Raw genomic sequence first — 26699 nt, 5'->3', positions numbered from 1 at the left:
AATGTCAGGCCCCTTTTTTGACGAGCTTGTATTCCAGTTTGGGCTTGCCGCGTACACCGCTGTCGTCTGCGTGGAAGCTGAGGAAACGTAATTTGTAGATATTACCGGCCGGATCTTTGATGAGATAGAAGCGGTCTGTTTTCACGCCGATCGGGCCGCCGGAAGTCACACGCCATTTAGAACCGATGGCGTCAGCCGCTTTGCTGAATGTAACACCGTTGAGGTTGCTTTCTGCAAATGCATCGTAAGTAGCGGTTGTAGTAAGTACTTCTGCTGCTTCTACGTTTGCAAGGTTGTTGGTAAATACCAGGTCGGAAAACCCGTAAGGGATCAGACCGGCGCCGAAGTTGGTGAAATACATACTATATCCCCATTTCAGATCCCAGCGGCCTTTGGCTGGTTCCGCGTCCACAGTAGCCCCTTTTTCAAGCGATACAAATTCGAAGTTGTAGGTTGCATCTTTGCTAATGTCGAGCGTTTTGAAAGTAGTTTCATTCACTTTGGCATATTGCAGCGTATAACCCGTTCCTTTGCGCAGAACGCGGATTTTGTAAAGGTCAGCGACGGGTAGTACCGCGCCGGCCCCGCCCTTGCGGTTCAGGATGTAAACTTTATTGTCGGCATCGGTGGCTGAAACAGCCTGGATGACGGTCTTCGTAAGATCTCCGCTGGCATTGTCAACCAGGGCCAGTTTTCCGGAACCCTGGCCAACTGCCAGTGAATCGGCTACAAAATCCTTGTCGGAAATCGCATTGATATCTGTTTTTGCCGTCGGGAGGGCCGAAGCACCGTTGGGCCCGTTGATGGTCACGCGGAAATCGGTACCGTTATAAAATCCGAGATCCCAGCTGTCGCGGAGGACGGGCGTTTGCACATTGCTGCTCAGGTCGAGGAACACCGAATTTGCTGCGCTGCTGCCGGGCTCTTTGTCCGCGATTCCATTGAGCTGAATGGCGGTACCTTCGGAAACGATCGCTTTAAAGCTTAGTTTCAAAGCGGAATTAGTTCCTGTCAATACAGGATTGCCCACAGATGCGATTTTGAATGCAATGCTCTCATCGCCGTCCAGCAGTATTCCTGCTTTCTTGCTTACCTTAAATGAAACGGACGACTGTCCCGCGGGCACCGACAATGCAATGCTGTTGTTTGCGGCCGCCGGTGTAGTGGTAAATTCGGTGTCGTAGGTAAGTTGTGTCGGCGTGAGTGACACAGAAATGGGCGTAGCAGTGTCAACGGCTCTCGAAAGCGCGATTTTGATCTCGGTTTCTTCACCCTCAAAACCTTTTTCAGTGCTTTCGAAAGCCGCGAGATTATCCGGCAATGGCGGTTCGTCGTCACTACAAGCGTTGAAAGTTCCCAGGAAAGCAACAAGTAATAGCGACCGGATTATTTTCTTCATAATTGATTGGAGTTTAATGAAAGGGTAATGGATTGTTAATTTTTTGTGAATTGAAAGCTGAGACCGACGAAGTATGACCTTTCGAACGACATCGGTACCGCGCCACCGGTACTATGTGCTCCGCCGGTGTCCGTGGATGTATTTTGCAGGTTAGTGACGTCGAAAAGGTTCTTGATGCCGCCCAGCAGGTTGATATGCTTGCCAAGTGTTTTACTGGCCGTCAGATCGGCCATGTGGAAGCCTTCGGTTTCGGCGAGGCGGACATTGATCTGATCCGCGCTTTCGTACACAGGGCGTTTGCCGGAGTATTTGTAAAAAAGATTAATGCTCGCCCCGGCTTTTTTAAATGTATAAAGCAGGTTGGTATTGATTTCGGCTGACCATTCAAATTGGGGTAAAGAGCCGAATTGTTCGGGGGAGGCCGAGAATTTGTTGTATCTGCCGATATAGGTCGCGCCCATGGTCGCTTGTAGGTTTTTCCAGAATAGCTTGTTTTCGAGTGTAATCCCGGTGGTTTTATTAAGGTGGATATTCAGATAGGTCGTTTGTGTTGCGTCATTCGGATCGATCCCAAGGTCGATCATGTCGTGGAAGACATTGTAAAATCCACCGAGTGTGGAGCTGATTCTGAAACCCTCGCGCCTGACAGCCTGCCAAACCAGGAATGAGTTGAAGCTGTTGGAGTATTCGGCTTTGAGGTTAACATTTCCGTTAATGGAATGCGAGGCGTCATGAAAATCGAAATACAATTCGCGCAAGGCCGGGGAGCGAAAACCGCGTGCATAGCCGAACCGGAAATCCAGGGACTTACTCAGTGTCAGTTTTCCGTTCAGTGAAGGAATGACGGGAGGGGCGTCATAGACAGAATTTCCAAGGAACCGCACGCCGGGAGTCAGCTTCAGGAAATGGCCGATGCGAACTTCCGGTGCCAGAAAAAAGGCATATTCATTGATAGTAGGGGTGTCAAGAATTCGCGCTCCGGATGCATTGTTGTTTGAAAAATCAACTCCGGCCAATATGGAAAGATAGTCGGTCGCCTTGTAAAATGCAGTTCCGCGGAAGAACGCAGTCGTGAAAACCGATTTGTCCTGGGAGCCGGGTTCCAGCGACAATGTCCGGCGACCGGCAGGATCAAGTTTGGTGGTTAATGTCTGGCGGGAATAGTCTGTGTAAGAGCCGACGGCGGTAAGGTTTAATTTATCGTTGATTTTGAGCTCCGATTGTACCTGATGAAACCAGCGTTTGGTGATGTAGTCTTTGTCGACAGCTTCATTTAAAGGATTATAGTCCCCCAGGTATTTGATCGTCTCGTCGGTACCATTGAAGCGGTACCAGATATGCCATTTCTTGCCGCTGAAACGCATTCCGGCAGTGTAAAGCATCTGTTCTTTGGGCATCCAGGCTTTGGCGCGGCCTGTCGAAGCACCTTGCCAGCCTCCAAAATTGTTGCGGGTAACATTTCCCGAAAACTGCAGATGTTCATTCTGCCAAACGATACCCACTCCCTGGTTATGCGTGCCTTTCTTGGTGAATGCATCGTATTCGTCACCAGCAGTTTCTTCCTGAACTCTCGCATTGACCGTAAGCGAGGTGCCGCTTTGGCCCTTTTTAGTAATGATATTAATCACACCGGCCAATGCATCGGTGCCGTAGATGACCGACATGGGGCCTTCGACGATTTCAATGCGTTCAATGGTATTGATATCGATCTGTCCCAGGCTTTCACGGGTGCTGCCCCGATCCACCATGGGGGTGCCATCGAGCAGGATCTTGACACCCTGGCCCGACATCCCCATGAGCTGTATATCGCTGGTACCTAGCGTAAGGTCATTGGAAAACCGTATTCCCAGCTCCGTGTTGAGGATTGTTTGCAGATTGGTCGCTCCCCGCAGACGTATGCGCTCGCTATCGATCGTACGTACCTGATACACGGAATTTCGCAGCGATTGTGGTTCGGACTGGCCTGTGATGACCACCTCGCCAAGGTCCAGGGGGATTTCGTCGACTATGATCTCTCCCAGTCTGGCGGTCCGACCTGCCTGAACGGATACATCCAATGCTTGGTCATTATGACCGATCGTTTTGACGATGAGCGAATAAGTACCCGCGGGAGCGGTTAATTCAAAGTGACCGTCGCCGTCAGTTTGTGTCCCAAATGTAGTGTTTCTAAGATATATGCTGGCACCTGTTACTACCTGGCCGTTTTTTGAAAATACCTTCCCTTCAATAAGTCCGCCCTCCTGCTGGGCAAGCACTTCATTGGTAACCAATAGGATAGAGACGAGGGTAAAAAGATATTTCACAGTATATCTAATTTAGACTAATTACATTCACAAAGGAATATATTATTTAGACTAATTACAATTACTGAAAAATAATTTTTTATTTACCTGATCCCCAGAGCAACCGGAAGCCTGTGACTACTTAATAATAGCTTGCAGGCTAACCGTGACAATGTCCTTGAGTTTCCAGTCCTTATCGCCGATTTTGTAATCCAGGCGGTTTACATCAAAGGTGCTGGCGAGGGCGTAGGTGCCATCCGCGTTCTTCTTGGCTTCGAACGGCAGGGTAACGGTACGGGACACGTCGCGCATGGTGAGTGTACCGGTGGTTTGGTATTTCCCATCCTTTTTTTCGACTTTCGAAGACTTGAAATGTATATCGGGATATTTTTCGACCCAGAAATATTTCGCGCTTTTCAAATCTTTATCGCGACTGTTGTTATTGGTTTTGAAGGTAGCCGCGGCGATTTTGACGTCGAACGACGAATTCTCAGGTGTTTTTTCGTTGAAAACAGCTTCGCCTCTGGGCGCATCGAATGTGCCGTTACAAGTGCCGAGTATAAACTTGACGCTGAATTTGGTCGAGCCGGAGACGATTTTGCTGGTTTGCGCCGAGGCGGTTCCAACAACGATCATTAGTACGGCGAGCAGTGCGAGGTGAAGCCGGGGTGCCATAAATATTCTAGTTTGGATGAATTGTTACAGTTCTTCGAGCAGCGATTCCCCCTCGGAGCGGTCGCCGGAGGTCCATTGCCATTTTTCATGTATACGGATTTTTCCATTGGGAAGTTGCTCTGGTGTTGACTTACAAATACCTGTGGTGATCTCACCTTTGTCGTTGACCTGATGGTAGCGCATATCGAGGTTTCCGTGCTCATCAACTAATGCGATAAGATGTCCCGAGCGGATACGTCCGCCTGAGTAGGTGGAGGTGACAATGTTACCGGTTTGTTTGTATACAAACTGCATCCGGAGGTCAACCTCACCGTTTTCCGAATTGGACAGAGGGACAAAAGTCTTGTTGTCGTAGTTAATCATGCTAAAAATGCCATCTTCAGACCTAAATATAGCCATAAAGATGGCATTGCAATTACAAGACAGAGGTTATCCACCATGTATTGCCGCATGGATCGATAACCCCGCAGCTCCTGCCGTAATCCTGATCGGCCGGGGGCATAACACTGGCAGCACCTGCATCGAGTGCTTTTTGATAAGTGTCATCTGCATTTTCCACATATACAAACATATTGGCAGGTTGCGCGGGCCATTCGGCGCGACTGTCGCAGAACATGATGGTGCTTCCGCCGATCGATACTTCTGCATGTTTGATCATTTCAGGGGCATCTTCCTGGTAATGGGTGGAAGAGATTTCCCCGCCGAAAACCTTGATCGTGAAATCTTTGAACCGTGCCGCACCATCCAGCATCAGGTAAGGCATGATGGTCTGGTGGCCCTGGGGAATTTTTGTTGCGCTCATGAGTTTTTGTTTTTGGTTTAGACAAAACTAGGATGGCGGGAAACCTGAAAATTGGAAAAATACGACATCATACATCGCGGTAACCCATCCCTTCCGCGTTGCCGGAAAAGTAAGTCTTGGGATGCGCGCCCGAAAATGCTTTGAAATCGCGGATAAAATGTGACTGGTCGTAGTAACCGCATTCATAGGCAATTTCAGTCAACGACTTTTCACGATTGCCGTATTCGTTCAGCGCCGCGTGAAAACGAATGATCCTGCTGAATAGCTTGGGACTGAAACCGGAGAAGGCCAGGAACTTCCTTTCAAACTGCCGGGTCGAGAGAAAACTGCGGTCGGCGAGCTCCGGGACTTTGGCGAAGCCTTTGGTTTGGATAATTTCGTTAATGACTGAGAAAACCGCGGGCTCATATGCGGGTGCGCGCAGGAGATAGCCGCGTAAAAATGTGGCGATAATGTCGGCACGTTCGGTGTGGTGTTTGGCGAGCATCATTTTTTCTTCCAGTTCAGCGCCGGTCTTGCCCAGACATTCGGTAAGGTCCGGCATTTGGTTACTGAATTCGGAAGCAGGAATTCCGAGCAGTGCCGGAATGGCGAAAGGGTAAAGGTAAACTCCGAAAATCCCGAAGTTTTCACCGATGATAAATCGCCGGAATGACTGGGACTGCCCATGGATTCCTGACCGGAAGGAGAGCTGCTTCTTGTCGTCAGCCATGATTTCGTCGAATCGGCCCCGGTAATGAAAAACCAGTTCGGCACAACCATCTGCCATCGTCCGGTGGAAATAGGGTTCGATATCCGCAACGTCATGCTCCAATACCCAGAAAAACCGTATGAATCTGGCGAGGTCTGCGGGTGGAGGAATGGTGAAATATTTCATGGCTGGTTGGGCTGTGCCACAGAAAGGCTTCTGTAAAATAACAGATTGTATTCTAAAAGATTAATGCCAAGATAGATTTACTTATCCTATTAATTCTATCTGGTTTAAGGGTAATCTTTTATTATATTCAGCGAAATTTATATTTTTTGAAATCTGTTTAATACATTTGACGCCCGTATGACCGCCTGAAACAGATGGTTAGGCGTTGCAGGAAAGAATCAGTTTCCGGCAGTTCATTAAATAGTCGATTACCTACTACTCAGTTTCTTGCTATGAAATTAGTGCCCATAGAGAAGCGCAGCGGACTTACGCGCGAGGAATTCATCGAAAATTACTTAAAACCAAGTCGCCCGGTAGTATTTACTGACCTGGCAAAGGATTGGCCGGCCGTTGAGAAATGGACGTTCGACTGGTTACGTGAAAACCACGGTAATCTCGATGTTCCTTTGGTGGACAACCACATCCACGACGCCGACAAATATTTCCAGATAGCCAAGACGATGAAATTTGGTGATTACTTGAGCCTGATCGAGAAAGGCCCGACGGATCTCCGTATTTTCCTTTTTGATATTTTCAAGAAAATCCCTGAGCTGGCAAACGACATCCGGTTCCCGACGATCATGGACGGATTTTTAAAATCTTATAAGTTCGTGTTCTTTGGCGGGGAAGGCTCTATCACCAACCTGCATTATGATATGGATTGCTCGAATGTGTTTCTGACGCAGTTCCAGACCCGTAAGCAGGTCATTCTCTTCTCTCCCGAAGAAAGCCGCCGCCTGTACCATCACCCGTTCACAGTGATGAGCAAGGTGAATCCTATTGATCCGGATTACGAAAAATTCCCGGCTCTGAAAGGAGCTACCGGCTACGAAACGATCCTGCATCATGGCGAAACAATCTTCATTCCTTCGCTCTGGTGGCATTATATCCGTTATGTGGACGGAGGATTCAGCCTTGCGCTGCGTGCGAACAACTCGATCTTTACCGCGGTTCGTGGTGGGATGAATCTCGTACGCCATACTTTCGTGGATAAGAGCATGACCAAACTGCTGGGGATTGACTGGCAACACTGGAAAGAAAAGAAAGCGGCTGAAAATGCAGAACCGCTTTTGATGAAACAAGCTTAGCGACAAGCCGGCAACGCATTTCAAGGAAACTAATCTATCTTTGAAATGCGTTGTTTCCGGTACGGACTTACGACTTGTTATGAACTTTGAACTCACTTCTCAATACGAACCTACGGGTGATCAGCCCGTTGCCATTCAACAACTAATTCAAGGAATAGAGGCCGGTGAGCCCTCGCAGACGTTGCTGGGGGTAACGGGTTCGGGTAAAACGTTCACAGTGGCCAATGTCGTAGCGAACGTCAATAAACCGACACTGGTACTCAGCCATAACAAAACCCTGGCAGCACAGCTTTACGGCGAATTCAAACAATTCTTTCCCAATAACGCAGTCGAGTATTTTATCAGCTACTACGACTATTATCAGCCGGAAGCCTTCATTTCGAGCACCAATACTTACATCGAAAAGGACCTGATGATCAATCAGGAGATCGAGAAATTACGCCTGCACACCGTTTCTTCGCTCATGAGCGGAAGACGTGATGTGATCGTGGTGGCTTCGGTGTCGTGTATCTATGGTGCAGGCAATCCCATGGAATATAAGAAAAGCATTGTCAGTGCCAAATTGGGGGACATTGTGAGCCGTAACCAGTTTCTTTTCAGGCTGGTGGAAATTCTTTACAGCCGCACAGAAGTGGAGTTCAACCGGGGCACGTTCCGGGTGAAAGGGGATACCGTGGATGTTTACCCAGGCTACGCGGATTTTGCCTACCGGTTTATTTTTTTTGGCGACGAGATTGAGGAAATCCAGCGTATCGAACCGGAAACAGGTAAGAAGTTATCATCGGAAAAAGCGATCGCGATATTCCCGGCGAACTTGTTTGTGACAGGACGCGATGTGCTCATGCAGTCCATCAAAGAAATACAGGACGATCTCGCCATGCAGATCAAGTACTTTACGGCTGAAGGGCGATTGGCGGAAGCCGAGCGTGTCAAGGAACGTACGGAGTTTGATATGGAGATGATGCGGGAACTTGGGTATTGTTCAGGTATTGAAAACTATTCCCGGTACTTTGACCGCCGGATGCCCGGGCAGCGGCCTTTTTGCTTGCTGGATTATTTCCCTGACGATTTTCTGATGGTGGTGGATGAAAGTCACGTAACCATGCCGCAAATCCGCGCCATGTGGGGCGGCGACCGATCCCGGAAGGAGGCTTTGGTAGAATATGGTTTTCGGTTACCCTCGGCACTGGATAATCGCCCGCTGACATTCCAGGAATTTGAGGACATGACACCACAGACCATTTTTGTGAGCGCTACACCGGCTGACTACGAGCTGCGTAAGTCGGAAGGTGTTGTGGTAGAGCAAATTATACGTCCGACTGGCCTGCTGGACCCTGAAATTGATGTAAGGCCAAGTTTGAATCAGATAGACGACCTGCTTGAAGAAATAACGGACCGGATCAAAATGGGTGACCGGATCCTGGTGACTACGCTGACCAAACGGATGGCTGAAGAACTGAGCAAGTACCTCGATCGGGTTGGCATCAAGTGCCGGTATATTCACTCCGAGGTGAAAGCGCTGGATCGTGTCGAAATATTGCGCGAGTTGCGTCTGGGTGTTTTTGATGTGCTGGTGGGCGTAAACCTTTTGCGCGAGGGGCTCGATTTGCCGGAGGTATCGCTGGTGGCGATCATGGATGCCGACAAGGAGGGTTTCCTGCGGGACACCCGATCGATGATCCAGACGATCGGCCGCGCGGCGCGTAACGACCGCGGGAAGGTGATCATGTATGCCGATGTAATAACCGGATCAATGCAGCAGGCGATCGATGAAACCAATCGTCGTCGCAGCATTCAGATGGATTATAATATTGAAAACGGCATTACACCCACGACCGTGCGTAAGTCGAAGGAGGCGATCATGGAGCAAACTTCCGTTGCGGATTCCAAAGTTCGCAAGATATACGTCGAGCCGGAAGAGGTACGCATTGCAGCAGACCCTGTTGTTCAATACATGGGAAAAACGGATCTGCAAAAACTCATCGCCGAAACCCAGCGCAAAATGGAAGCAGCTGCGAAGGATCTTGACTTCCTGGAAGCTGCGAGATTGCGGGATGAATTGCTGCAATTGAAGGCGCGGGTGCAGGAGCAGGGTTAAGCCTGAGGCCAGGTTGCGAAATGCGGATATTGTTGTTGAACTTATTAAACATTAGCAACCGTCTCAAAAGCATGGGGAAATTTGTAAAAGGTTTGCCAACACGACTCTTCGCGGCTGATAAAACTATCATCATTCGAAAGGCGGGGCTGACCCGTGCGAAAAAGATCAATGAGGTTCCCCAGACGATCGTGGAGGTTATTCAGTGACCTGTTGAGGCTCTTCCAATCGTTCAAGCAATTCCAACACCTCTTCCCAATTATTAACCCGCGTATGCCTGTCGACTCCGTGGTTATGCCCGGCTGTGAACAGGATGGGTTTTCCTTTGTGGAAATCGAGGTTTTTCAGGTGGTCGTCAATCAGGTAGTCGGTGTTGATGACGCTTTTGTCGCCGCAGAAAATGATGTTTCTCCAAGAAATGGATGGGAAGTGTTCGGCTAACCAGTCGTATTTCTCAGGGAGTGAATTCGGGAATTCCATAGCAGCCGACACAATGTAAACCTCATAATTTTCCTGCAATTTGATGATCGCTTCCTGCGCTCCGGGGATGAGCGGGGCATTTCGGAAAAAGCCCGTTATGTAAAGGAGGCTGCGAGCGGCGAGCGGATCGGGGAAAGCCTGGTCTTCGGGTATGCCGTGCATGTCTTCTTTCGTCACTCTCACGCCAAATGCATCGGCGTAATGGTTAATCCAGTTGGCCTCAATGTCGACAATGACATTGTCCATATCCACTGCAATCGATTTTTTCATAATGATCAATTAATATTTGCAATTATTTGCAACAAATATAAGTTATTGATGCAATATTTTGCAATATTAAATTTAAAATGTTTGTTAAATTTGCAAACATAATCGGGGTAACTATGTTAAAAGAAGAACGTTTCCAGATCATACTGGATCAACTGGGGCATGAGCAGAAAGTCTATCTGGGACATCTGAGCACGCTTTTGAATGTGTCCGAGGATACTGTCAGAAGGGATATCAAGGAGCTGGCCGACCAGGGCTTGCTGAAATCGGTTCGCGGGGGCGCAGTGCCGCATTCGCCCGGTCCGCACCATTTCCGCGACCGGGTCAAATATGATAATGAACAGAAGCAGATTATCGCAAAAAAGGCATTGCAGTTTCTCAAAGATGACCAGGTCGTGATTTTCGATGGCGGTACCTCGGCGATGTTGATCGCTCAAATGCTTCCCAAAGACCTGAGATTGACGGTAATAACGAATAGCTTTCCCATTGCCTCCATCCTGGAAGAGCATGAGCACGTCGAAGTTCTGTTCGCCGGTGGTCGTTTGCTGAAAAACTCGTTCGTGACGATCGGTAACGATTCGATTCAGTTTTTCAGGAAATTCCGGGCTGATATCTGCCTCCTTGGGATTTGCAGTATCCACGCGGACCTCGGTGTAACCGGGCCTGATTTTGAAGAAAGTGAAGTTAAACGGACCATGATCGAATCTTCCAAGGAAGTGATCGCATTGGCTACAACCGAAAAGCTGGGCACTGCCGAGGCTTATTATGTTTGTCCTACCGCGCGGTTGTCGATGATAATAACTGATAAAGAGGCTGAAAACGAGGCGTTTGATATTTATAGAAATCTGGGAATCAGTTTAGTCTGATTCCCAGATCCTTTTATTTTTTTGTAGTTTCTTCAATTTTGAAAGATGTATCGTCGATGCTCTTCGAATCCTGATTAATGGCGTTCGAAAACCCGAGCATAAACGAAATAGCCAGCCGCAGAAGCCATTTCCGCAGGAAGAAAACAGTTCGTTTGATTCCCATTTTCCATTTGATTTAAATGAAACGTAAGCGCTGCGCATAGCAGAGCCTGGATGCGCTTTGACGCATCGTTACAACCAGCCGCCAGATGCGGATGTCGTATTACGATCGGGAAATGGAAAAATCGTCGGAGGGAAGCGTTCGACTCCTGAAATGCTGATTTTGAATGTGAAAGTTGCTGAGCGTGCGATGAATTCTTAACTCCGGACAACAGGCAAGTGCGGTGCTGAGCGAAGTGGAGAGGAGGATGAACTGCGCGTGTTGCGCGTTTTTGAAACGGGAAAAAACCTGCGACTGAACACAGTTGGATTTGAATTTCGAAAAATCGAGGTAGTGATGCTTTTGACCGAAGTTTTGCTCAAAAGAAACCCGTTCGATCCGGTTATGGCCCGCATTGCTGCTCTCACGAAAATGAACGGTACTGACAGAGAGTACCGTCAGGAATAGCCATTTTAAAAAGTAATGTCCTCGCATAATGACCGTTTTTACTATTTCGGAGCCATTCTGATCGCCCCATCCAGACGGATCACTTCCCCGTTCAGCATCGGATTTTCAACAATAGATTTTGCAAGCAATGCATATTCCGAAGGTTTTCCAAGCCGCGAGGGAAATGGAATCTGCTGACCTAATGAAATGCGCGCCTCTTCGGGCAGGCCCATGAGCAGGGGTGTTTCAAAAAGCCCCGGCGCAATAGCCATGACGCGGATACCGGATTTTGCAAGGTCGCGGGCAACGGGTAATGTCATGCTTACAATACCACCTTTGCTGGCGGCATAGGCAACCTGGCCCATTTGCCCGTCATAGGCCGCGACAGACGCAGTATTAATGATCACGCCGCGTTCTCCTTCCGCGTTCGGTTCGTTTTTCTCCATCGCAAATGCAGCCAGCCGCATTACATTGAATGTGCCTAGCAGGTTAATACGAATGGTTTTTTCAAAAAGCGCAAAGGAATGCGGGCCGTAAATGCCGTCGGTTTTGCCAACGATCTTGCGTGCAGGTGCAATGCCTGCGCAGTTGACGACGATATGTATATTGCCAAAGGTTTGCAAAGCAACGTCCAATGCATGCTGAACTTCGCTTTCACTTGTGACGTCTGTTTTAACGAATTTGATCTGGTCCGGGAACTCGCCTTCGAGTGTCTGTCCGGCAGCTTCGTTTAAATCAAGAATTACAACTTTTGCTCCCTGATTGACGAATAGCCGCACAGTCGCTTCACCAAGACCGGAAGCGCCGCCGGTGACGAGGGCAGTGGAGGTTTGGAGTTGCATAAGGGGTTATTTCCTTAGCAGGCGTTCGGGGGCCGGATATTTTTCAAGCGTCTTACGAGCTCTTTCTGTTTTTTCCAATACGATTTTGGGTATGGGAAGATTGTCCAGTTTCGGATCGTAAGTAATATTGCCGGTTTTGTCTGACTTTTTATCTAAAACTTTCATTTCCAGGGTCGCTGTTTTTATAAAGTTAAGGCATTTTCTCTATTAAAAAACCTTCAAAACTGGTATTGCGTTCAAATGTAACCCATTCACCGTCTTGAAGACCGCTAATAAGTAGGTCAGACTGTGTCGGATCGTAAACCTTTGAAATGGCTATTTGATACAACCGGGTTCTAGCCAGTGTGCTTCCTTCGAAATAATTTTTTTTGCCTGGCTTTGAGCCAAGAAATTGATGAATTGTTGTGATTACCGTTGCGAGAATTTCCGGCATGTCGCCATTGTCTGTCACAGACAGGTCATCATAGCTTCCTGACTCTGCGTCGTAGTCGAGCAGTGATAAATTGTAGGTGTCTATTCTCAAAGGCGTAAAGAAAACAACCTTATCGAAAACACCCCGCTTCCCCACACTCAGGAATTGGAAGCGGGTGTTTTCTTCATTGCTTGTCGTCAGATATGCCTCATATTGCCCCATCAGCCAACCACCTCAATCTTCACCTTCAACAAAAACTCATCCATTTCAATCTCCGTGGCCTCCCCATTCAGGTCGCCGACGAGGTTGAGGTCCAGGGCTTGCACTTCCTGGCAGATGTAATCTTTGTTAGCGGTTACTGCGCTGGCGAGCAGGCCGTCGTTGTTTTGTAAGGTGATACGGATCTTGTCGGTTACTTCGAAACCACTGTCTTTCCGCAGATTCTGAACGCGGTTGACGAAATCCCGGGCGATGCCTTCCAGACGCAGGTCGTCGGTAACGGTAATGTCGAGGGCAACGGTAAGGCCGCCTTCGCTCGCTACGAGCCATCCCGGAACGTCTTCTGCGATGATTTCCACGTCGGTTAATGCGATTTCGATCGGGCCGCTGGCGGTGGTTAATGTGATCGTGCTGCTGATTTCGATTTCGCGGATCTCATCTTCTGTCATCGCTGAAATAGCGGCCGCAACTTCTTTCATTTTCGGTCCGAATTTCGGGCCGAGGGTTTTGAAGTTGGGTTTGATCTTCTTTTTCAGGATACCGCTGTCGTCGTGCACAAACTCGATGTTCTTCACATTTACCTCGGTGAGGATAATGTAAGCCACCTGCTCGATCTGACGTTTGGTTTTATCACTCAAAACCGGGATCAGGATTTTGGACAACGGCTGACGAACTTTCAGTTTATGCCCTTTCCGGATCGAGTGTACGAGCGAGCTGATGCGCTGCGCCAAATCCATTGCTTCTTCCAGATCGGTATCAACCACTTCGGCCTCGATTTTTGGCCAGTAGGTCAAGTGAACCGATTCGTATTTAAATGGCGCATTGTGCTGGATCGAAGCTTCGCGGTCGCTGTCTGTCAGGTTTTTATATAACCATTCACCAAAAAACGGCGCGATAGGCGACATCAGCTGGGAAACGGTTACCAGGCAGTGGTGCAAAGTCTCATAAGCAGCTGCCTTATCTTCCGTTAAACCGGTACCCTGTTCAGCTGACGGGTTCCAGAAACGGCGACGGTTCAAGCGGATGTACCAGTTTGAAAGCTGGTCCGTCACGAAGTCCTGAACGAGACGGCCCGCTTTGGTCGGGTTGTAATCGTCGAACTGTTCGCCTGTTTCCTTGATCAATGTATTCAGTTTCGACAAAATCCACCGGTCGAGCTCGGTGCGTTTTTCGATAGGCACTGAATTCGCTTCATGGAACTCATAACCATCGAGATTGGCATACAATGCAAAGAAATTGTAAGTATTGACCAACGTTCCGAAGAACTTGCGCTGCACTTCGCCGATGCCGTCGATATTGAATTTCAGGTTATCCCAAGGCTCCGCATTGGTGATCATGTACCACCGCGTCGCGTCCGGGCCGTATTGTCCTAGCGTCGCAAACGGATCGACCGCATTGCCGAGACGTTTCGACATTTTGTTGCCATTCTTGTCCAATACCAGTCCGGTTGACACCACATTTTTAAATGCGACCGAATCGAACAGCATACCCGCAATGGCGTGGAGCGTAAAGAACCAGCCACGGGTTTGGTCTACACCTTCCGAAATAAAGTCCGCAGGATAAGCCTTGTCGAAGATCTCCTGATTTTCAAACGGGTAGTGCCATTGTGCATACGGCATAGCGCCCGAGTCGAACCAAACGTCGATCAGGTCCGGTTCGCGGTGCATGATATGGCCGGTTTTACCAACCAACACTACATCATCCACGTATGGACGGTGCAGGTCATAATCGCCGTGTTCCAGCTTTTGCAGGTAATCCGAGTTATGCAATGCCTGCTCCCGGGTCAAATGGCCCGAGATAATGGCTTCTTCGAGTTTATCTTTCAGCTCTTCGATAGATCCGATACATACTTCGTCGCCGTAATCGTTCCGCCAGATAGGCAGCGGCGTTCCCCAGTAGCGCGAACGCGATAGGTTCCAGTCAACGAGGTTTTCGAGCCAGTTGCCAAAACGGCCTGTTCCGGTGCTTTCGGGTTTCCAGTTGATGCTTTTGTTCAGTTCCACCAAACGGTCTTTCACCGCTGTGGTGCGGATAAACCAGCTATCGAGCGGGTAGTAAAGCACCGGTTTGTCCGTACGCCAGCAATGCGGGTACGGGTGCTCGTATTTTTCAACTTTAAATGCTTTGCCTTCCTCTTTGAGTTTAATGGCGATCAGCACGTCGGTAGGGCGGAACTCGGGATCATCCTGTTCAGCCTGCGAGTAATATTCAGGTTTTACAAAACGGCCTGCGTAATCGGTGATCTCCTTTACAAAACGGCCCTGGCGATCGACGATAGGCACTTCTTTGCCGTTTTCGTCTTTCACCATGATGGAAGGAATGCCGTTGGCCTGCGCTACCCGGAAGTCGTCCGCACCGAAAGTAGGAGAGGTATGCACCACGCCGGTACCATCTTCGGTCGTCACGAAATCGCCAAGGATTACCCGGAATGCAGGTGCATCCGCCGGGCCAACGGTTGGTTGAATGTAAGGCAGAAGCTGCTCGTACTCGATGCCTTCCAGGTCCTTGCCTTTGAATTCATTGATAATGCTCCAAGGCAACACTTTTTTATCGCTGGCCGCGTAGCCTTCGAAATCGCCGTCGTGGCCTTTTTCGGAGAAATATTTGCCTACCAGGTCCTTTGCGAGCACCACCGCTACGGGCTCGTGCGTGTAAGGATTGAATGTTTTAACCAAAACATAAGTAATGTTCGCGCCCACCGTCAATGCGGAGTTTGCGGGAAGCGTCCAGGGTGTGGTCGTCCAGGCAAGAATGCGAATGTCCTCGTTTGCAGAACCTGCTAATGCAGGCCATTTGGCGGTTTCTTTCACCTTGAACATCGCCACGATCGTCGTGTCCTTCACGTCTTTATACGTGCCGGGCATGTTCAATTCGTGCGACGACAAACCCGTTCCCGCAGCGGGTGAATAGGGCTGGATCGTGTAGCCTTTATATAGCAAGCCTTTGTCATACAGCTTTTTAAGCAGGTTCCAGAGGCTTTCGATGTATTCGCTTTTATAGGTAATGTAAGGATCGTCGAGATCGACCCAGTAACCCATTTTCTCGGTCAGGTCATTCCACTGGTCGGTGAATTTCATGACCGTCTGGCGGCATTTTTCATTATAATCGGCTACCGAAATTTTCTTTCCGATATCATCCTTGATAATGCCCAGTTCTTTTTCAACTTGGAGTTCAACCGGCAAGCCGTGCGTGTCCCAGCCGCCCTTACGCTTAACCTGAAAGCCCTGTAATGTCTTGTAACGGCAGAAAATATCCTTGATCGCCCGGGCCATTACGTGGTGAATGCCCGGCGTACCGTTGGCCGACGGCGGTCCTTCATAAAATGTGAAAGTAGGGGAGCCCTCACGGGTTTCTACGGACGCTTCAAAGATCTTTTTGTCTTTCCAGAATTTCAGTACTTCGTCCCCGATTTGCGGGTAACTCAGATTTTTATATTCGTTGTATTTCATATTGCATGGTTGGCGTCCGGCATTGGCCCTGGCCGATCAAGTAAATAGCACTATTTATAACCCTCTCCGGATTTTAAGAGTGCAAAATTACGGATTTTTTTCCGCTAAAAGGATGTACGCTTTTGAATGAATCTGAGAGAGATTGTATTATTTTGGTACTTCAATCATCAATCACGAAATGGAACTTATCAACACCCTGTTGTCAGCGAATAAATCCTGGGCCGCACGGCAGCTCGAAGTTGACGAAACGTATTTTGACGAACTGGCCAAAGATCAGAAGCCGGATTTTCTCTGGATCGGATGTTCCGACAGCCGCGTTCCCGCAGAAGATCTGACAGGTTCGAAGCCCGGCGAAATGTTTGTACACCGTAACGTGGCTAACCTCGTGGTACATACGGATATGAATATGCTCAGCGTGTTGCAATATGCGGTGGAAGTGTTGAAAGTGAGGCATATCCTCGTTGTTGGACATTACCAATGCGGAGGCGTAAAAGCGTCGATGATGCACAAGGACCTGGGACTCATTAACCGGTGGCTCCATAATATCAAGGATGTGTACGACAAGTTTGCGGCTGAACTGGACGCGATCGAAGACGAGAAAAAGCGTTTTGACCGTTTGGTGGAGCTTAATGTGATCCAGCAGGTACATAACCTCGCACAAACAAGTATTGTGCAGGGTGCATGGCATCAGGGACAGGAGTTGCATTTGCATGGTTGGGTATTTGGCCTGCACGACGGACTTTTGAAAACCCTGGCCCATATGCCGCCGACCACGAAGGTGGAAGGGATTTATCGGTATGATTTCTGATAATAGATGAGAAAAATGTCAGTCTGAGCGCACGGGGCCGCCCGGCGGTCGAAGACAGTCCATACGGTGGATTGTATCGTGGTAACAAGTGCTTCGACTTCGCTCAGCATGACATTCCCCTTCCTCCTTCCTCCTTTCCTCCCTTTTTGGTAGTTCACATCGTTCGCCTTATCTTCGTAGTCTTAATTGAGTCTAAATAAGATAACAAGACGCGAAAACGGATGAAAAAACTGATTGGAAAACTGCATCTGTACCTGGGGCTTGTCTCGGGCATTATGGTGTTCATCATTTCCATCACGGGGTGTATCCTGGCGTTTGAACAGGAAATCAAGACTATTACGCAGCCATACATGTTTGTAAAAGGCCCTGTCGGCGGTAAAGTGCTGCCTCCTTCGGACCTGGCGGAGATCGCGAAGAAAGCGCTCCCCGGCAAAGTGGCAAAAGGGGTACTCTACGACACGCCCGACCGCAATGCGCAAGTCGGTTTTTACAACCTCGATCCCGAATATTACTACGTCGCCTACATCAATCAGTACACGGGAAAAGTGGAGAAGATTTGGAACGAGGACGGCGATTTCTTCCATTTTATACTCCACGGACATTACTATCTCTGGTTACCTGAAAAGATCGGACAGCCGGTGACAGCGTCAGCGACGCTGGTTTTCTTTTTCATGATGATCAGCGGAATGGTGCTCTGGTGGCCCAAAAATAAATCGGCCGCCAAACAGCGCTTTTCAATCAAGTGGAATGCGGCATGGCGGCGTAAGAACTATGACCTGCACAATGTGCTGGGCTTTTACATCATATCAATCGGTGTCATACTGGCGGTAACGGGACTGGTTTGGGGCTTTCAGTGGTTCTCGCAGGGCTTGTATACGGTCACCGGTGGAAAAGGTTCGGATATGTATTATAATCCGCCTTCGGACACCGTTTCAACCGCGTCAGTTACCAGCCCGATGCAGGCTGTGGATAAAGCCTGGTATAAGTTACAAAAGGAGTATCCAAAATATTCCAGTCTGAACATCTCATTCCCGACAGAAAAAGCGGAATCCATTTATTCCTATGTGAATTTCCGGGAAGGAACTTACTATCATGTCGACTATAATTATTTCGATCAGTATTCGGTCAAAAAGATCGATGCGGAAGGCCCGTATACCGGCAAATATGCCGATGCGAATTTTGCTCAATTGCTTCGTCGAATGAACTACGATATCCATACCGGTGCCATTCTCGGTTTACCCGGCAAGATCCTGGTATTCTTTGCCAGTCTGATCTGCGCGTCGCTGCCCGTCACCGGTTTTGTGATCTGGTGGGGGAGAAGGAAGAAAGCGCCCAAAAAAGTTCGCAAAAGTGTTCCGGCAATGAAAGCAGCGATCTGATCGGTCGCCGGAATACATTATTGTTTTTGATAAATCCTTACATAATCCACTTCAAAGCGGGCGGGGAAGTCTGTTTTTGACAAATCACCGCCGTTATCGCCACCCAGCGCGAGTCCGAGCAGGATGTAATGCGGCTGTTTGAAAGGCATAATGTCTTTGTTTTTGGCATTAATCGCCTTGGCCTGATCCTGTGAAGCGATAAGTGCGTCGTCAACATAGATTTTAATCGCATTTTCGTCCCAATCCATCCGCCAGACGTGGAATTTGGAAGACCAATCCGGGTCGTTGAAGCTACTGATCTGCTTTTTATTGGTATTCCAAATGGGTTTATAACGTTCATTGGAGCCCCAGGCCAGGTTGGCGAGCAGCATTCCCCGGTAAAACTCCATGATATCGATCTCGCCATTATCCGGCCATTCGCCTTTTTCGCCCAGTGTCCAGAATGCCGGCCACAATCCTGAGCGCGTGTCGATCTTGGCACGCATTTCGAAACGGCCATACTGAAAGCTTTTTTTGCCACGGGTAATGATGCTGGCAGAAGTGTATTCGGCATACTCCCTGTTTTCCTTCCAATTCGTGCTTCCCGCGACATATTTCGGGTTCTTTACCCTTTCTTTTTTCGCCTCGATAATCAAATAGCCGCCTTTGCAGTAAGCATTTTCACCCTGATACCATTGATCTTCGTGGTTTCGTGTAAAACCTTTTTCGGGTTGCCAGACATTGGTATCCGGCGCGCCTTCGCTGTCGAATTCGTCGGCCCACACGAGCTTGTATTGTGCGCTCGCAGGTACGAGGCTGGTGAGAGTCATGATGATTGAAAGAAGTATTTTACCAGGCCTGGTCATTGGGAGTCATTTGTGGTTCTTGTTGTTATTGGGCAAAGTGTTCCTGGCCGGTCATTTACCCGAAATAGCAAATTGAAAAGAATTGACACTATTAATCGTTGTGCCGGGTTTTATTTTTGACAGTTTTCCTTTTTCTTGTAAACAACAGCTTGCCACTGCGTCTGCCGGCTGGTGTTGATTTTTAATATGCGTAAATTCATTGATACTGCTAAAAAGGCCGGGCTGGACGGTTTTATGCTCGCATTGTTGAGCATGATCACGCTCGCCTGGCTATGGCCTGAACCCGGTATGCAGCACAGCCCGCTGCACCTTTCAACGGTTTCAACCTATGCCGTTTCGGTCATATTCTTCTTTTATGGCCTTCGATTGAGTCCGGAAAAATTAAAGGCAGGGCTGGTCAACTGGCGGTTGCACGTCATGGTACATTTGTCGACCTTCCTGTTGTTTCCATTGATCGCGCTGGCTTTTCGGCCTATTTTTCATAGCGACGAAGGGCAGAATCTGTGGGTGGCGATTTTCTTTCTTACGGCATTACCCTCCACGGTTTCATCCTCGGTGGTGATGGTTTCCATTGCACGAGGTAACATCCCCGCGGCGATTTTCAATGCGAGTATTTCCAGTCTGATCGGCGTCTTCATTACGCCTTTATGGATGGGACTGGTGCTCGAAAGCGGTCCCGGACAATTCGATCTGCTTTCGGTAGTCGGAAAACTGGCGGTGCAAGTATTAATACCGGTATTTGCCGGTATCGCGTTGAACAGCCGCTGGGGCCATGTGGCGGAGCGAAATAAAAAGTACATTCGTTACTTCGACCAGTCGTCGATCCTGCTCATCGTGTACACTTCTTTTGCCGAGTCATTCGGAGAGCACCTCTTTGATTCGATGGGATGGAAAGAAATTGTATTTTTAGGAGCAGGAATGCTTGGCCTGTTTTTCGGGATCTATTTTCTGCTGACTTTTATCGGAAGGCTGTTGGACTTCAGCCGGGAGGATAATGTTACTGCCGTTTTTTGCGGTTCCAAGAAATCGCTGGTGCAGGGGGCGGTCATGTCAAAAGTGTTGTTCTCAGGCGCAGAGGCCGGACTGATGCTATTACCGATCATGATCTACCACGCATTACAGCTGATCGCGGCGAGTGTCATTGCTCAGCGGTTAGCCCGGAAGGCAGAGGAAACAGAAGGTATTTTATTAAAACAATAGCTTATGCGGCTCATATCATGGCTGGTGCGCCTGCTGGTGCTCGTTTTATTGCTGGCGGGAATCCATGCATTATGGTCAGGTTTTCGTTCGGGAAGCTGGTGGCCGGGCTGGCTTACGGGCGAAGATGAAACAGAAACCATGCATACAGTCGTATTGCAGGAGATCAGTTCCATGGGTAAACTGGAAGTGGTGAAGTACAATTTCAAAGATGTAGTGGAGCAGGAAATCGTCAAGATGTGGTTACCCAATGCGAAAGCCATCCTGATCGTGCAGGGAGAGGCTATCGGCTGTGTGGATCTGTCAAAAATATCGATGGAGGACATTACCTCCGACGACGAGAACCTGGTCATCAACATGCCGGAGCCGGAGTTGTGTGTTTTTAAAATAGACCATAGCAAATCCAAGGTTTACAATACCGAATATGCATTCACCGATGAGGCAAAGTTGGTTCAGGAGGCATATAAACAGGCTGAAAAACAGATCCAGAAATCGGCATTGGATATGGGTATTCTGGAACAAACCGAAGTGAATGCTAGGAAAATACTGACACCGATGCTGGAAAAAGCATCCGGGAAAAAGGTGGTGATCAAATTTCCATTAAATACCAAGGTTGAGAAATTGCGATAAGATATAAGCTGTAAACTAACCCTTTCTGATGACTACAAAAGGATTTCTGACACAAAGTGAACTTTCGGTAAAGGTAGGGGAGGGATTGATAGAGACCGTTGTCGTTGCATTTACAGATCATTACGGCCGGATGATGGGCAAAAGGGTAGATGCCGATTATTTTCTGGAATCAGTCGCGCAGTCCGGGACGCATGGCTGCAATTACCTGCTCACTACCGATATGGCTATGGATCCCGTTCCCGGTTACCGTTACGCCAATTGGGAGCTCGGCTACGGCGATTTTCATCTGGTACCTGATATGAATACCCTGCGGACCGCCGATTGGCTCGATAAAACCGCAATCGTCATCTGCGATGTTCACAACGACAAATCCCACAGCCTGGAATCCGTAGCTCCGAGATCGATATTGAAAAAGCAGCTTGGGGCGCTCGATGGCAACGGTATGCAATGCTTTGCAGCCTCCGAGCTTGAATACTACTTGTTGGAAAACAGCTACAAGCAGGCATTTCAGCAAAACTATCAGAATCTGAGCCCGGCAGGCTACTATCTGGAAGATTACCACATTATGCAGGGTACACGAAATGAAAAGTTCACGTCCGCAGTACGCAGGCATTTGAAAAACTCGGGTATAGCAGTCGAAACTTCCAAAGGGGAATGGGGGCTTGGACAACATGAGCTAAATGTAAAGTATGCCGATGTGCTCTCCATGGCTGATAATCATATTGTCTACAAACAATGCCTGAAAGAGGTAGCGGATACCATGGGTGTTTCCGTGACCTTCATGGCGAAGTTCGCAACCGACCAGGCGGGTTCCAGCAGTCATATTCACATGAGTTTATGGAAAGATGGCCAGAACATCTTCGATGGCGATCAGCAGTTCGGTCCGGTCAAAGGCTCGGATATTTTCCGCTGGTTTCTGGGTGGCTGGATCAAACACGTGCCGGACGTCATGCCTTTCTACGCGCCTACCATCAATTCCTACAAACGTTTTGTCGATGGCTCCTGGGCGCCCACGCGTCTTGCGTGGAGTTATGACAATCGTACTGCGGGCTTCCGCGTGGTAGGAAGCGGTGCAAGTCTCCGTATCGAGTGCAGGATACCGGGTGCCGATTGCAATCCTTACCTTGCATTTGCCGCCTCCCTGGCATCGGGTCTCAACGGCATCAGAAACCGCATCGAACCACCAGAATGCTTTATCGGCGACATTTACGCGGCTGCGCACCTGCCGCGAGTGCCTTACACGCTGGCGGAAGCCATTACATTGTTCGAACACAGTCCTTTTGCAAAAGAGGCGTTCGGGCCGGAAGTGGTGGAGCATTACACCCATTTTTTCAAAACCGAACAGCGGGCATATGATACGTCCGTAACGGATTGGGAGCGGAAGCGGTATTTTGAACAGATTTGATTTGTGGCGTTTTAGCAGGCAGGAAGCTCCTACGGAGCTAAAACGGTGTGGAGAAATGCCCAATGCAATAAACAGAATGCCTCTCTGAGGCAGTAACGGCAAAAGTTTGGTTGCAAAGCGGCGACGTGTTTTTAAAAACCCGGTCGGTAGGATTGAAGGCTACGGAGCGAAAACGGCGTGGAGAAATATCTGGTGCTACAAACGGAATGCCTCTCCGAGGCAGTACCGCCAAAAGTTTGGCCGCAGAGCGGCAACTGGTTTATGAAAAATGTTGGTTTGTGAGATTGCAAGAAGCTCCTACAGAGCCAAGACGGTGTGGAGAAATGCCTGGTGCTATAAACAGAATGCCTCTTCGAGGCAGCAATGCGAAGAGTTCGGCCGCAAAGCGGCCCTCAACACACGGCATTATCATCATTTGCACACTATAATTTGAACAATAATGGCTAATACTTATTCGCAGATCTACCTTCAATTTGTATTCAGTGTTAAACATCGTCAATGCCTGATACCGAAATTCCACAAGGAAGAACTACATCGGTATATAACCGGCCTGGTACAAAAGCGAAATGCCAAGATGCTCGCAATCCATTGTATGCCTGATCACACACATATTTTTGTAGGATTTAAGCCGGCGTTATCCATTTCTGATTTTATAAAGGAAATAAAGGTTGAAAGCAATGAATTTGTTAACCAAAAAAGGTGGACAAACCATAAATTTGGATGGAAGGAAGGTTATGGTGTTTTTTCATATTCCCGATCGCATATAGATCGCGTCGTGCGGTATATTCACGGTCAGGAGGAACATCATCGAAAGCACACATTTGCCCAAGAATATCGGGATATGTTGCAGAAATTTGAGGTGCCGTTCGAAGAGAGATATTTGTTTGAATTCTTTGACCAGGATTGAAATGCGGTAGGGAGATCCCTCCCGGGCCTGGGAGAGCGGCCTCCTTACAGATGTTAGTACATCATAAAATGGCCCGAAAACAATATCTGATCGTAATCGGTTCGGCACGTATTAACTCAATTACTATTTATCAAACCATAACATCACAACCCCATGCGCTTAGAAAACAAAGTCGCGCTTATTACAGGAGGGAGCGGCGGGATAGGCCGTGAAACCGCTATTTTATTTGCAAAAGAAGGTGCTAAAATCGTCGTGACCGATGTGAATGACGCTGCCGGGCAGGAAACTGCGGATGAAATCGTAAAAAATGGGGGAGAGGCTTTCTTCCTGCATTCAGATGTTTCCAAAGCGGCAGATTGCGAGGCCGCAGTCGCATTTGCAGAAGAGAAATTCGGGAAACTGAATATCATCTTCAACAATGCGGGCATTATGCACAGCGACGACGACAATGCGATGACCACCGAAGAATCGATCTGGGACCTCACCATGAATATCAATGCGAAAGGTGTTTTCCTGGGTTGTAAATATGGTATACCGGCCTTGCAGCGTGCAGGAGGCGGGTCGATTATCAATACCGCATCTTTTGTGGCCATTTTGGGAGCGGCCACCCCGCAGGTGGCTTACACGGCCAGTAAAGGCGCGGTGCTCGCGCTGACCCGCGAGCTTGCGGTCATACATGCACGTGAAAACATCCGTGTGAACGCATTGTGCCCGGGCCCGTTACGCACAGAACTGCTGATGAAGTTTTTGAATACCGAAGAGAAAAAGCAGCGCAGGCTCGTTCATATCCCGATGGGGCGTTTCGGCGAAGCCAAAGAAATGGCCTATGCCGCCTTGTTCCTGGCATCCGACGAGGCATCATTCGTGACCGGCACCGACTTCCTGGTCGACGGCGGTATTACTTCTGCCTATGTAACACCTCTTTAACGGGAGGATGGAGGAAAGGGAGGATGGAGGAGTCCTCTTTTTCCCTTTCCTCCCCTTCCTTTTCTCCTTCAAGAAAATGACGATTCAAAAAACGATAAGCCCGATCGACGGCTCTGTGTATGTGGAGCGTGAATTGGCGAGCCCCGCAGCTGTGGAAGCTGCTTTGGAAAAAGCGGTTGCAGCGCAAAAGGAGTGGAAAAAAACAACGCTGGCCGAACGCGAAGCGATATGCCGCAAGGCCGTAGAGTATTTTCTGAATAATGCCGATGAGATCGGTCTGGAACTGACGTGGCAAATGGGCCGGCCTGTACGCTATACGGCGAATGAAATCCGTCGCGGTTTTCAGGAAAGGGCTAACTATATGATTTCGGTGGCCGAAAAGGCATTGGCCGATGTGGAAGTCGATGAAATCCCGGGTTTCAGAAGATTTGTAAAAAGGGAAGCGCTGGGAGTAGTTTTCGTCGTCGCGCCGTGGAATTATCCTTATCTGACCTCTGTAAACTCGGTGATTCCGGCGATCATGTCAGGAAATGCGGTGCTGTTGAAGCATGCGCAGCAAACACCGCTTTGTGCCGAGCGTTATGCGGCCGCTTTCGAATATGCAGGTTTGCCTGATGGGGTATTTCAATATCTGCATTTGAGTCATGACCAGGTCGCACAGGTGATCGGCGACACGCGGGTTGACTACGTTGCCTTTACCGGTTCGGTGGAAGGTGGCCATGCAGTGCAGAAAGCCATTAACGAGCGTTTTATCATCGGTGGGCTGGAACTGGGCGGAAAAGATCCCGCCTACGTACGTGCGGACGCAAACCTGGCCGATGCTGTGGAAAATTTGGTCGACGGCTCGTTCTTTAATTCAGGCCAGTCGTGTTGCGGGATCGAGCGAATTTATGTACACCAGGATATTTATGATGAGTTTGTCAAAGGTTTTGAAGAACTGACAAAAACCTATGTCCTCGGTGATCCCCGCAAGCCTGAAACGACATTGGGGCCGATGGTAAGAACATCCGCAGCCAATTTTGCCCAAAAACAGATCGACGAAGCCATTGCAAACGGCGCAACCGCGCTGATCGACCCTGCATTGTTCCCTGCCCATCAGTCGGGAACGCCCTATCTGGCACCGCAGGTACTGGTGAATGTGAGCCATTCGATGGACATCATGACCGAGGAAACTTTTGCGCCCGTGGTTGGAATAATGCCGGTTTCGGGCGACGAAGAGGCGATCAAACTGATGAACGACAGCCAATATGGCCTTACCGCCTCAATATGGACGTCGGATGTCGATGCGGCGTTGCAGATCGGAGAGCAGGTGGAAACCGGGACCTGGTTTATGAACCGCTGCGATTACCTCGACCCTGCATTGGCCTGGACAGGTGTGAAGAACTCCGGCCGCGGCTGCACGCTTTCGACGGTCGGTTACGAGGCATTAACCCGGCCGAAATCTTTCCATTTGAAAATAGGGCAGGCATGACAAAAGTGGGACTGCTGGAATGCGACCATGTGCGCGAAGAACTGTTGCCGATCGCGGGCGATTACCGGGAGATGTTCCCTGCGTTGTTTTCGCAGGTAGCCTCGGATTGGGAGTTTATGTTTTATGATGTCTGCAACGGGCATTTTCCCGGTTCGGCGGCTGAATGTGACGTTTATGTCTGTACCGGGTCCAAATTTTCGGTGTATGACCAGGAGCCGTGGATTGAACGTCTCAAAGTATTTGTAAAGGAAATATATGACTCGGGTAGAAAATACCTCGGCATTTGTTTCGGGCATCAGATGCTGGCTGAGGCATTAGGTGGTAAGGTGCAGAAATCGGCAGTGGGCTGGTGTGTAGGCGTGCATAATTTCCAGGTACTAAGCCATGAAGAATGGATGGTGCCAGCCCGGACATCCTTTAACCTGCTGATGATGTGCCAGGACCAGGTGATGGAAATGCCGCCGGACAGTACACTCCTCGCCGAAACGCAGGATTGCCCGATTGGGATGTTTCGTGTAGGTGATCACATGATCGGTATCCAGGCGCATCCTGAATTTCCCAAAGCTTACGAAAGGGCGCTGATGGAGATTCGGACGGAGCGTATTGGCAAAACAAAAGTCGAAATGGGCATTGTAAGCCTCGAACTTCCGTTGCATGAATTGACTTTTGCGAATTGGTTAAAGAATTTTGCGGCGTTATGAAGTAGTGATATGTATTGTTAATTTTACCACTACTTAGTTTTAACAGACCAA

The 26699-nt window shown here is 48.9% G+C and carries 27 protein-coding genes; 13 read left to right on the top strand and 14 right to left on the bottom strand.

The genetic code is table 11. The features are described 5' to 3' along the window. Positions 1-4: 4 nt before the first annotated feature. The 6 genes from BP71_RS12565 to BP71_RS12540 all read right to left on the bottom strand — a co-directional run bounded on the left by BP71_RS12565 (position 5) and on the right by BP71_RS12540 (position 6035). The gene (locus BP71_RS12565) at positions 5-1399 is read right to left on the bottom strand and encodes an HmuY family protein (RefSeq protein ID WP_496379656.1); all 1395 of its coding nucleotides are present in this window, start codon (positions 1397-1399) and stop codon (positions 5-7) included. Between the two features lie 35 nt (positions 1400-1434). Then, positions 1435-3702 (bottom strand): TonB-dependent receptor, encoded by a 2268-nt coding sequence (locus tag BP71_RS12560; protein ID WP_496379655.1) that lies wholly within the window; start codon positions 3700-3702, stop codon positions 1435-1437. Positions 3703-3819: 117 nt separating this feature from the next. Next, the gene (locus tag BP71_RS12555) at positions 3820-4356 is read right to left on the bottom strand and encodes a YceI family protein (protein WP_496379653.1); all 537 of its coding nucleotides are present in this window, start codon (positions 4354-4356) and stop codon (positions 3820-3822) included. A 24-nt stretch (positions 4357-4380) separates the two neighbouring features. Continuing rightward, a complete protein-coding gene (locus tag BP71_RS12550) occupies positions 4381-4755 on the bottom strand; it encodes an avidin-fold protein (RefSeq protein WP_496379651.1) in 375 nt (124 codons plus the stop codon). Between the two features lie 16 nt (positions 4756-4771). Continuing rightward, a complete protein-coding gene (locus BP71_RS12545; RefSeq protein ID WP_496379649.1) occupies positions 4772-5158 on the bottom strand; it encodes a VOC family protein in 387 nt (128 codons plus the stop codon). Positions 5159-5225: 67 nt separating this feature from the next. Continuing rightward, positions 5226-6035 (bottom strand): DUF6597 domain-containing transcriptional factor, encoded by an 810-nt coding sequence (locus BP71_RS12540; protein WP_496379647.1) that lies wholly within the window; start codon positions 6033-6035, stop codon positions 5226-5228. Positions 6036-6307: 272 nt separating this feature from the next. On the opposite strand from BP71_RS12540, the gene BP71_RS12535 reads away from it, so the two are divergent. From BP71_RS12535 to BP71_RS12525, 3 genes are all read left to right on the top strand, one after another. Beyond that, a complete protein-coding gene (locus BP71_RS12535) occupies positions 6308-7162 on the top strand; it encodes a cupin-like domain-containing protein (RefSeq protein WP_496379645.1) in 855 nt (284 codons plus the stop codon). Positions 7163-7241: 79 nt separating this feature from the next. Next, positions 7242-9260 carry an excinuclease ABC subunit UvrB gene (gene uvrB, locus BP71_RS12530; protein ID WP_496379644.1) on the top strand — a complete coding sequence of 673 codons (2019 nt, stop codon included), beginning with the start codon at positions 7242-7244 and terminating at the stop codon, positions 9258-9260. 71 nt (positions 9261-9331) lie between these two features. Then, a complete protein-coding gene (locus BP71_RS12525; protein ID WP_496379642.1) occupies positions 9332-9466 on the top strand; it encodes a hypothetical protein in 135 nt (44 codons plus the stop codon). Here BP71_RS12525 and BP71_RS12520 read toward each other — a convergent pair. Further along, a complete protein-coding gene (locus BP71_RS12520; RefSeq protein ID WP_496379640.1) occupies positions 9456-10007 on the bottom strand; it encodes a 5' nucleotidase, NT5C type in 552 nt (183 codons plus the stop codon). The genes BP71_RS12525 and BP71_RS12520 overlap by 11 nt on opposite strands. 113 nt (positions 10008-10120) lie before the next feature. Here BP71_RS12520 and BP71_RS12515 point away from each other — a divergent pair, with 113 nt between their 5' ends. Then, complete coding sequence (locus tag BP71_RS12515) at positions 10121-10870, top strand: DeoR/GlpR family DNA-binding transcription regulator (RefSeq protein WP_496379638.1); 750 nt, start codon at positions 10121-10123, stop codon at positions 10868-10870. A gap of 13 nt (positions 10871-10883) precedes the next feature. Here BP71_RS12515 and BP71_RS12510 read toward each other — a convergent pair whose 3' ends face one another. The 6 genes from BP71_RS12510 to ileS form a co-directional block, all read right to left on the bottom strand. Beyond that, complete coding sequence (locus BP71_RS12510) at positions 10884-11033, bottom strand: hypothetical protein (protein ID WP_496379636.1); 150 nt, start codon at positions 11031-11033, stop codon at positions 10884-10886. Between the two features lie 99 nt (positions 11034-11132). After that, the gene (locus BP71_RS12505; protein ID WP_496379634.1) at positions 11133-11504 is read right to left on the bottom strand and encodes a hypothetical protein; all 372 of its coding nucleotides are present in this window, start codon (positions 11502-11504) and stop codon (positions 11133-11135) included. A gap of 14 nt (positions 11505-11518) precedes the next feature. Continuing rightward, complete coding sequence (locus tag BP71_RS12500) at positions 11519-12298, bottom strand: 3-hydroxyacyl-CoA dehydrogenase (protein WP_496379632.1); 780 nt, start codon at positions 12296-12298, stop codon at positions 11519-11521. 6 nt (positions 12299-12304) lie between these two features. Further along, a complete protein-coding gene (locus tag BP71_RS12495; protein WP_496379630.1) occupies positions 12305-12463 on the bottom strand; it encodes a hypothetical protein in 159 nt (52 codons plus the stop codon). A gap of 25 nt (positions 12464-12488) precedes the next feature. After that, on the bottom strand, positions 12489-12932 hold the full coding sequence (locus BP71_RS12490; RefSeq protein ID WP_496379628.1) for a DUF6934 family protein: 444 nt from the start codon (positions 12930-12932) through the stop codon (positions 12489-12491). Next, entirely contained in the window at positions 12932-16378 is a 3447-nt protein-coding gene (gene ileS, locus BP71_RS12485) for an isoleucine--tRNA ligase (protein WP_496379626.1), read from the bottom strand. The genes BP71_RS12490 and ileS overlap by 1 nt, the downstream gene beginning before the upstream one ends. Before the next feature lie 178 nt (positions 16379-16556). Between ileS and can the strand changes: the two genes are divergently transcribed. Continuing rightward, positions 16557-17186, top strand: a complete 630-nt coding sequence (gene can / locus BP71_RS12480) for a carbonate dehydratase (RefSeq protein ID WP_496379625.1) — start codon at positions 16557-16559, stop codon at positions 17184-17186. A gap of 221 nt (positions 17187-17407) precedes the next feature. Further along, positions 17408-18565: a PepSY-associated TM helix domain-containing protein gene (locus BP71_RS12475; protein WP_496379623.1), complete on the top strand. Its 1158-nt coding sequence runs from the start codon at positions 17408-17410 to the stop codon at positions 18563-18565. Positions 18566-18582: 17 nt separating this feature from the next. Here BP71_RS12475 and BP71_RS12470 read toward each other — a convergent pair whose 3' ends face one another. Continuing rightward, entirely contained in the window at positions 18583-19374 is a 792-nt protein-coding gene (locus tag BP71_RS12470; RefSeq protein ID WP_496379621.1) for a glycoside hydrolase family 16 protein, read from the bottom strand. 222 nt (positions 19375-19596) lie between these two features. Here BP71_RS12470 and BP71_RS12465 point away from each other — a divergent pair, with 222 nt between their 5' ends. The 7 genes from BP71_RS12465 to BP71_RS12435 all read left to right on the top strand — a co-directional run bounded on the left by BP71_RS12465 (position 19597) and on the right by BP71_RS12435 (position 26648). Then, complete coding sequence (locus BP71_RS12465) at positions 19597-20610, top strand: bile acid:sodium symporter family protein (protein ID WP_496379619.1); 1014 nt, start codon at positions 19597-19599, stop codon at positions 20608-20610. A 3-nt stretch (positions 20611-20613) separates the two neighbouring features. Beyond that, the gene (locus BP71_RS12460; RefSeq protein ID WP_496379617.1) at positions 20614-21237 is read left to right on the top strand and encodes a DUF4230 domain-containing protein; all 624 of its coding nucleotides are present in this window, start codon (positions 20614-20616) and stop codon (positions 21235-21237) included. A 28-nt stretch (positions 21238-21265) separates the two neighbouring features. Further along, positions 21266-22642, top strand: a complete 1377-nt coding sequence (locus tag BP71_RS12455; protein ID WP_496379615.1) for a glutamine synthetase family protein — start codon at positions 21266-21268, stop codon at positions 22640-22642. 439 nt (positions 22643-23081) lie between these two features. Next, the gene (tnpA, locus tag BP71_RS12450; RefSeq protein WP_496379613.1) at positions 23082-23549 is read left to right on the top strand and encodes an IS200/IS605 family transposase; all 468 of its coding nucleotides are present in this window, start codon (positions 23082-23084) and stop codon (positions 23547-23549) included. A gap of 153 nt (positions 23550-23702) precedes the next feature. After that, the gene (locus tag BP71_RS12445; protein ID WP_496379611.1) at positions 23703-24476 is read left to right on the top strand and encodes a glucose 1-dehydrogenase; all 774 of its coding nucleotides are present in this window, start codon (positions 23703-23705) and stop codon (positions 24474-24476) included. Positions 24477-24552: 76 nt separating this feature from the next. Next, positions 24553-25947, top strand: a complete 1395-nt coding sequence (locus BP71_RS12440; protein WP_496379609.1) for an aldehyde dehydrogenase family protein — start codon at positions 24553-24555, stop codon at positions 25945-25947. Beyond that, positions 25944-26648, top strand: coding sequence for a glutamine amidotransferase-related protein (locus BP71_RS12435; RefSeq protein ID WP_496379607.1), 705 nt, complete (start codon positions 25944-25946; stop codon positions 26646-26648). Before BP71_RS12440 ends, BP71_RS12435 begins: the two co-directional genes overlap by 4 nt. Positions 26649-26699: the final 51 nt, after the last annotated feature.

It is taken from the genome of Dyadobacter ginsengisoli DSM 21015 (assembly GCF_059568735.1).
This window is presented reverse-complemented; position numbering and strand designations above follow the sequence as displayed.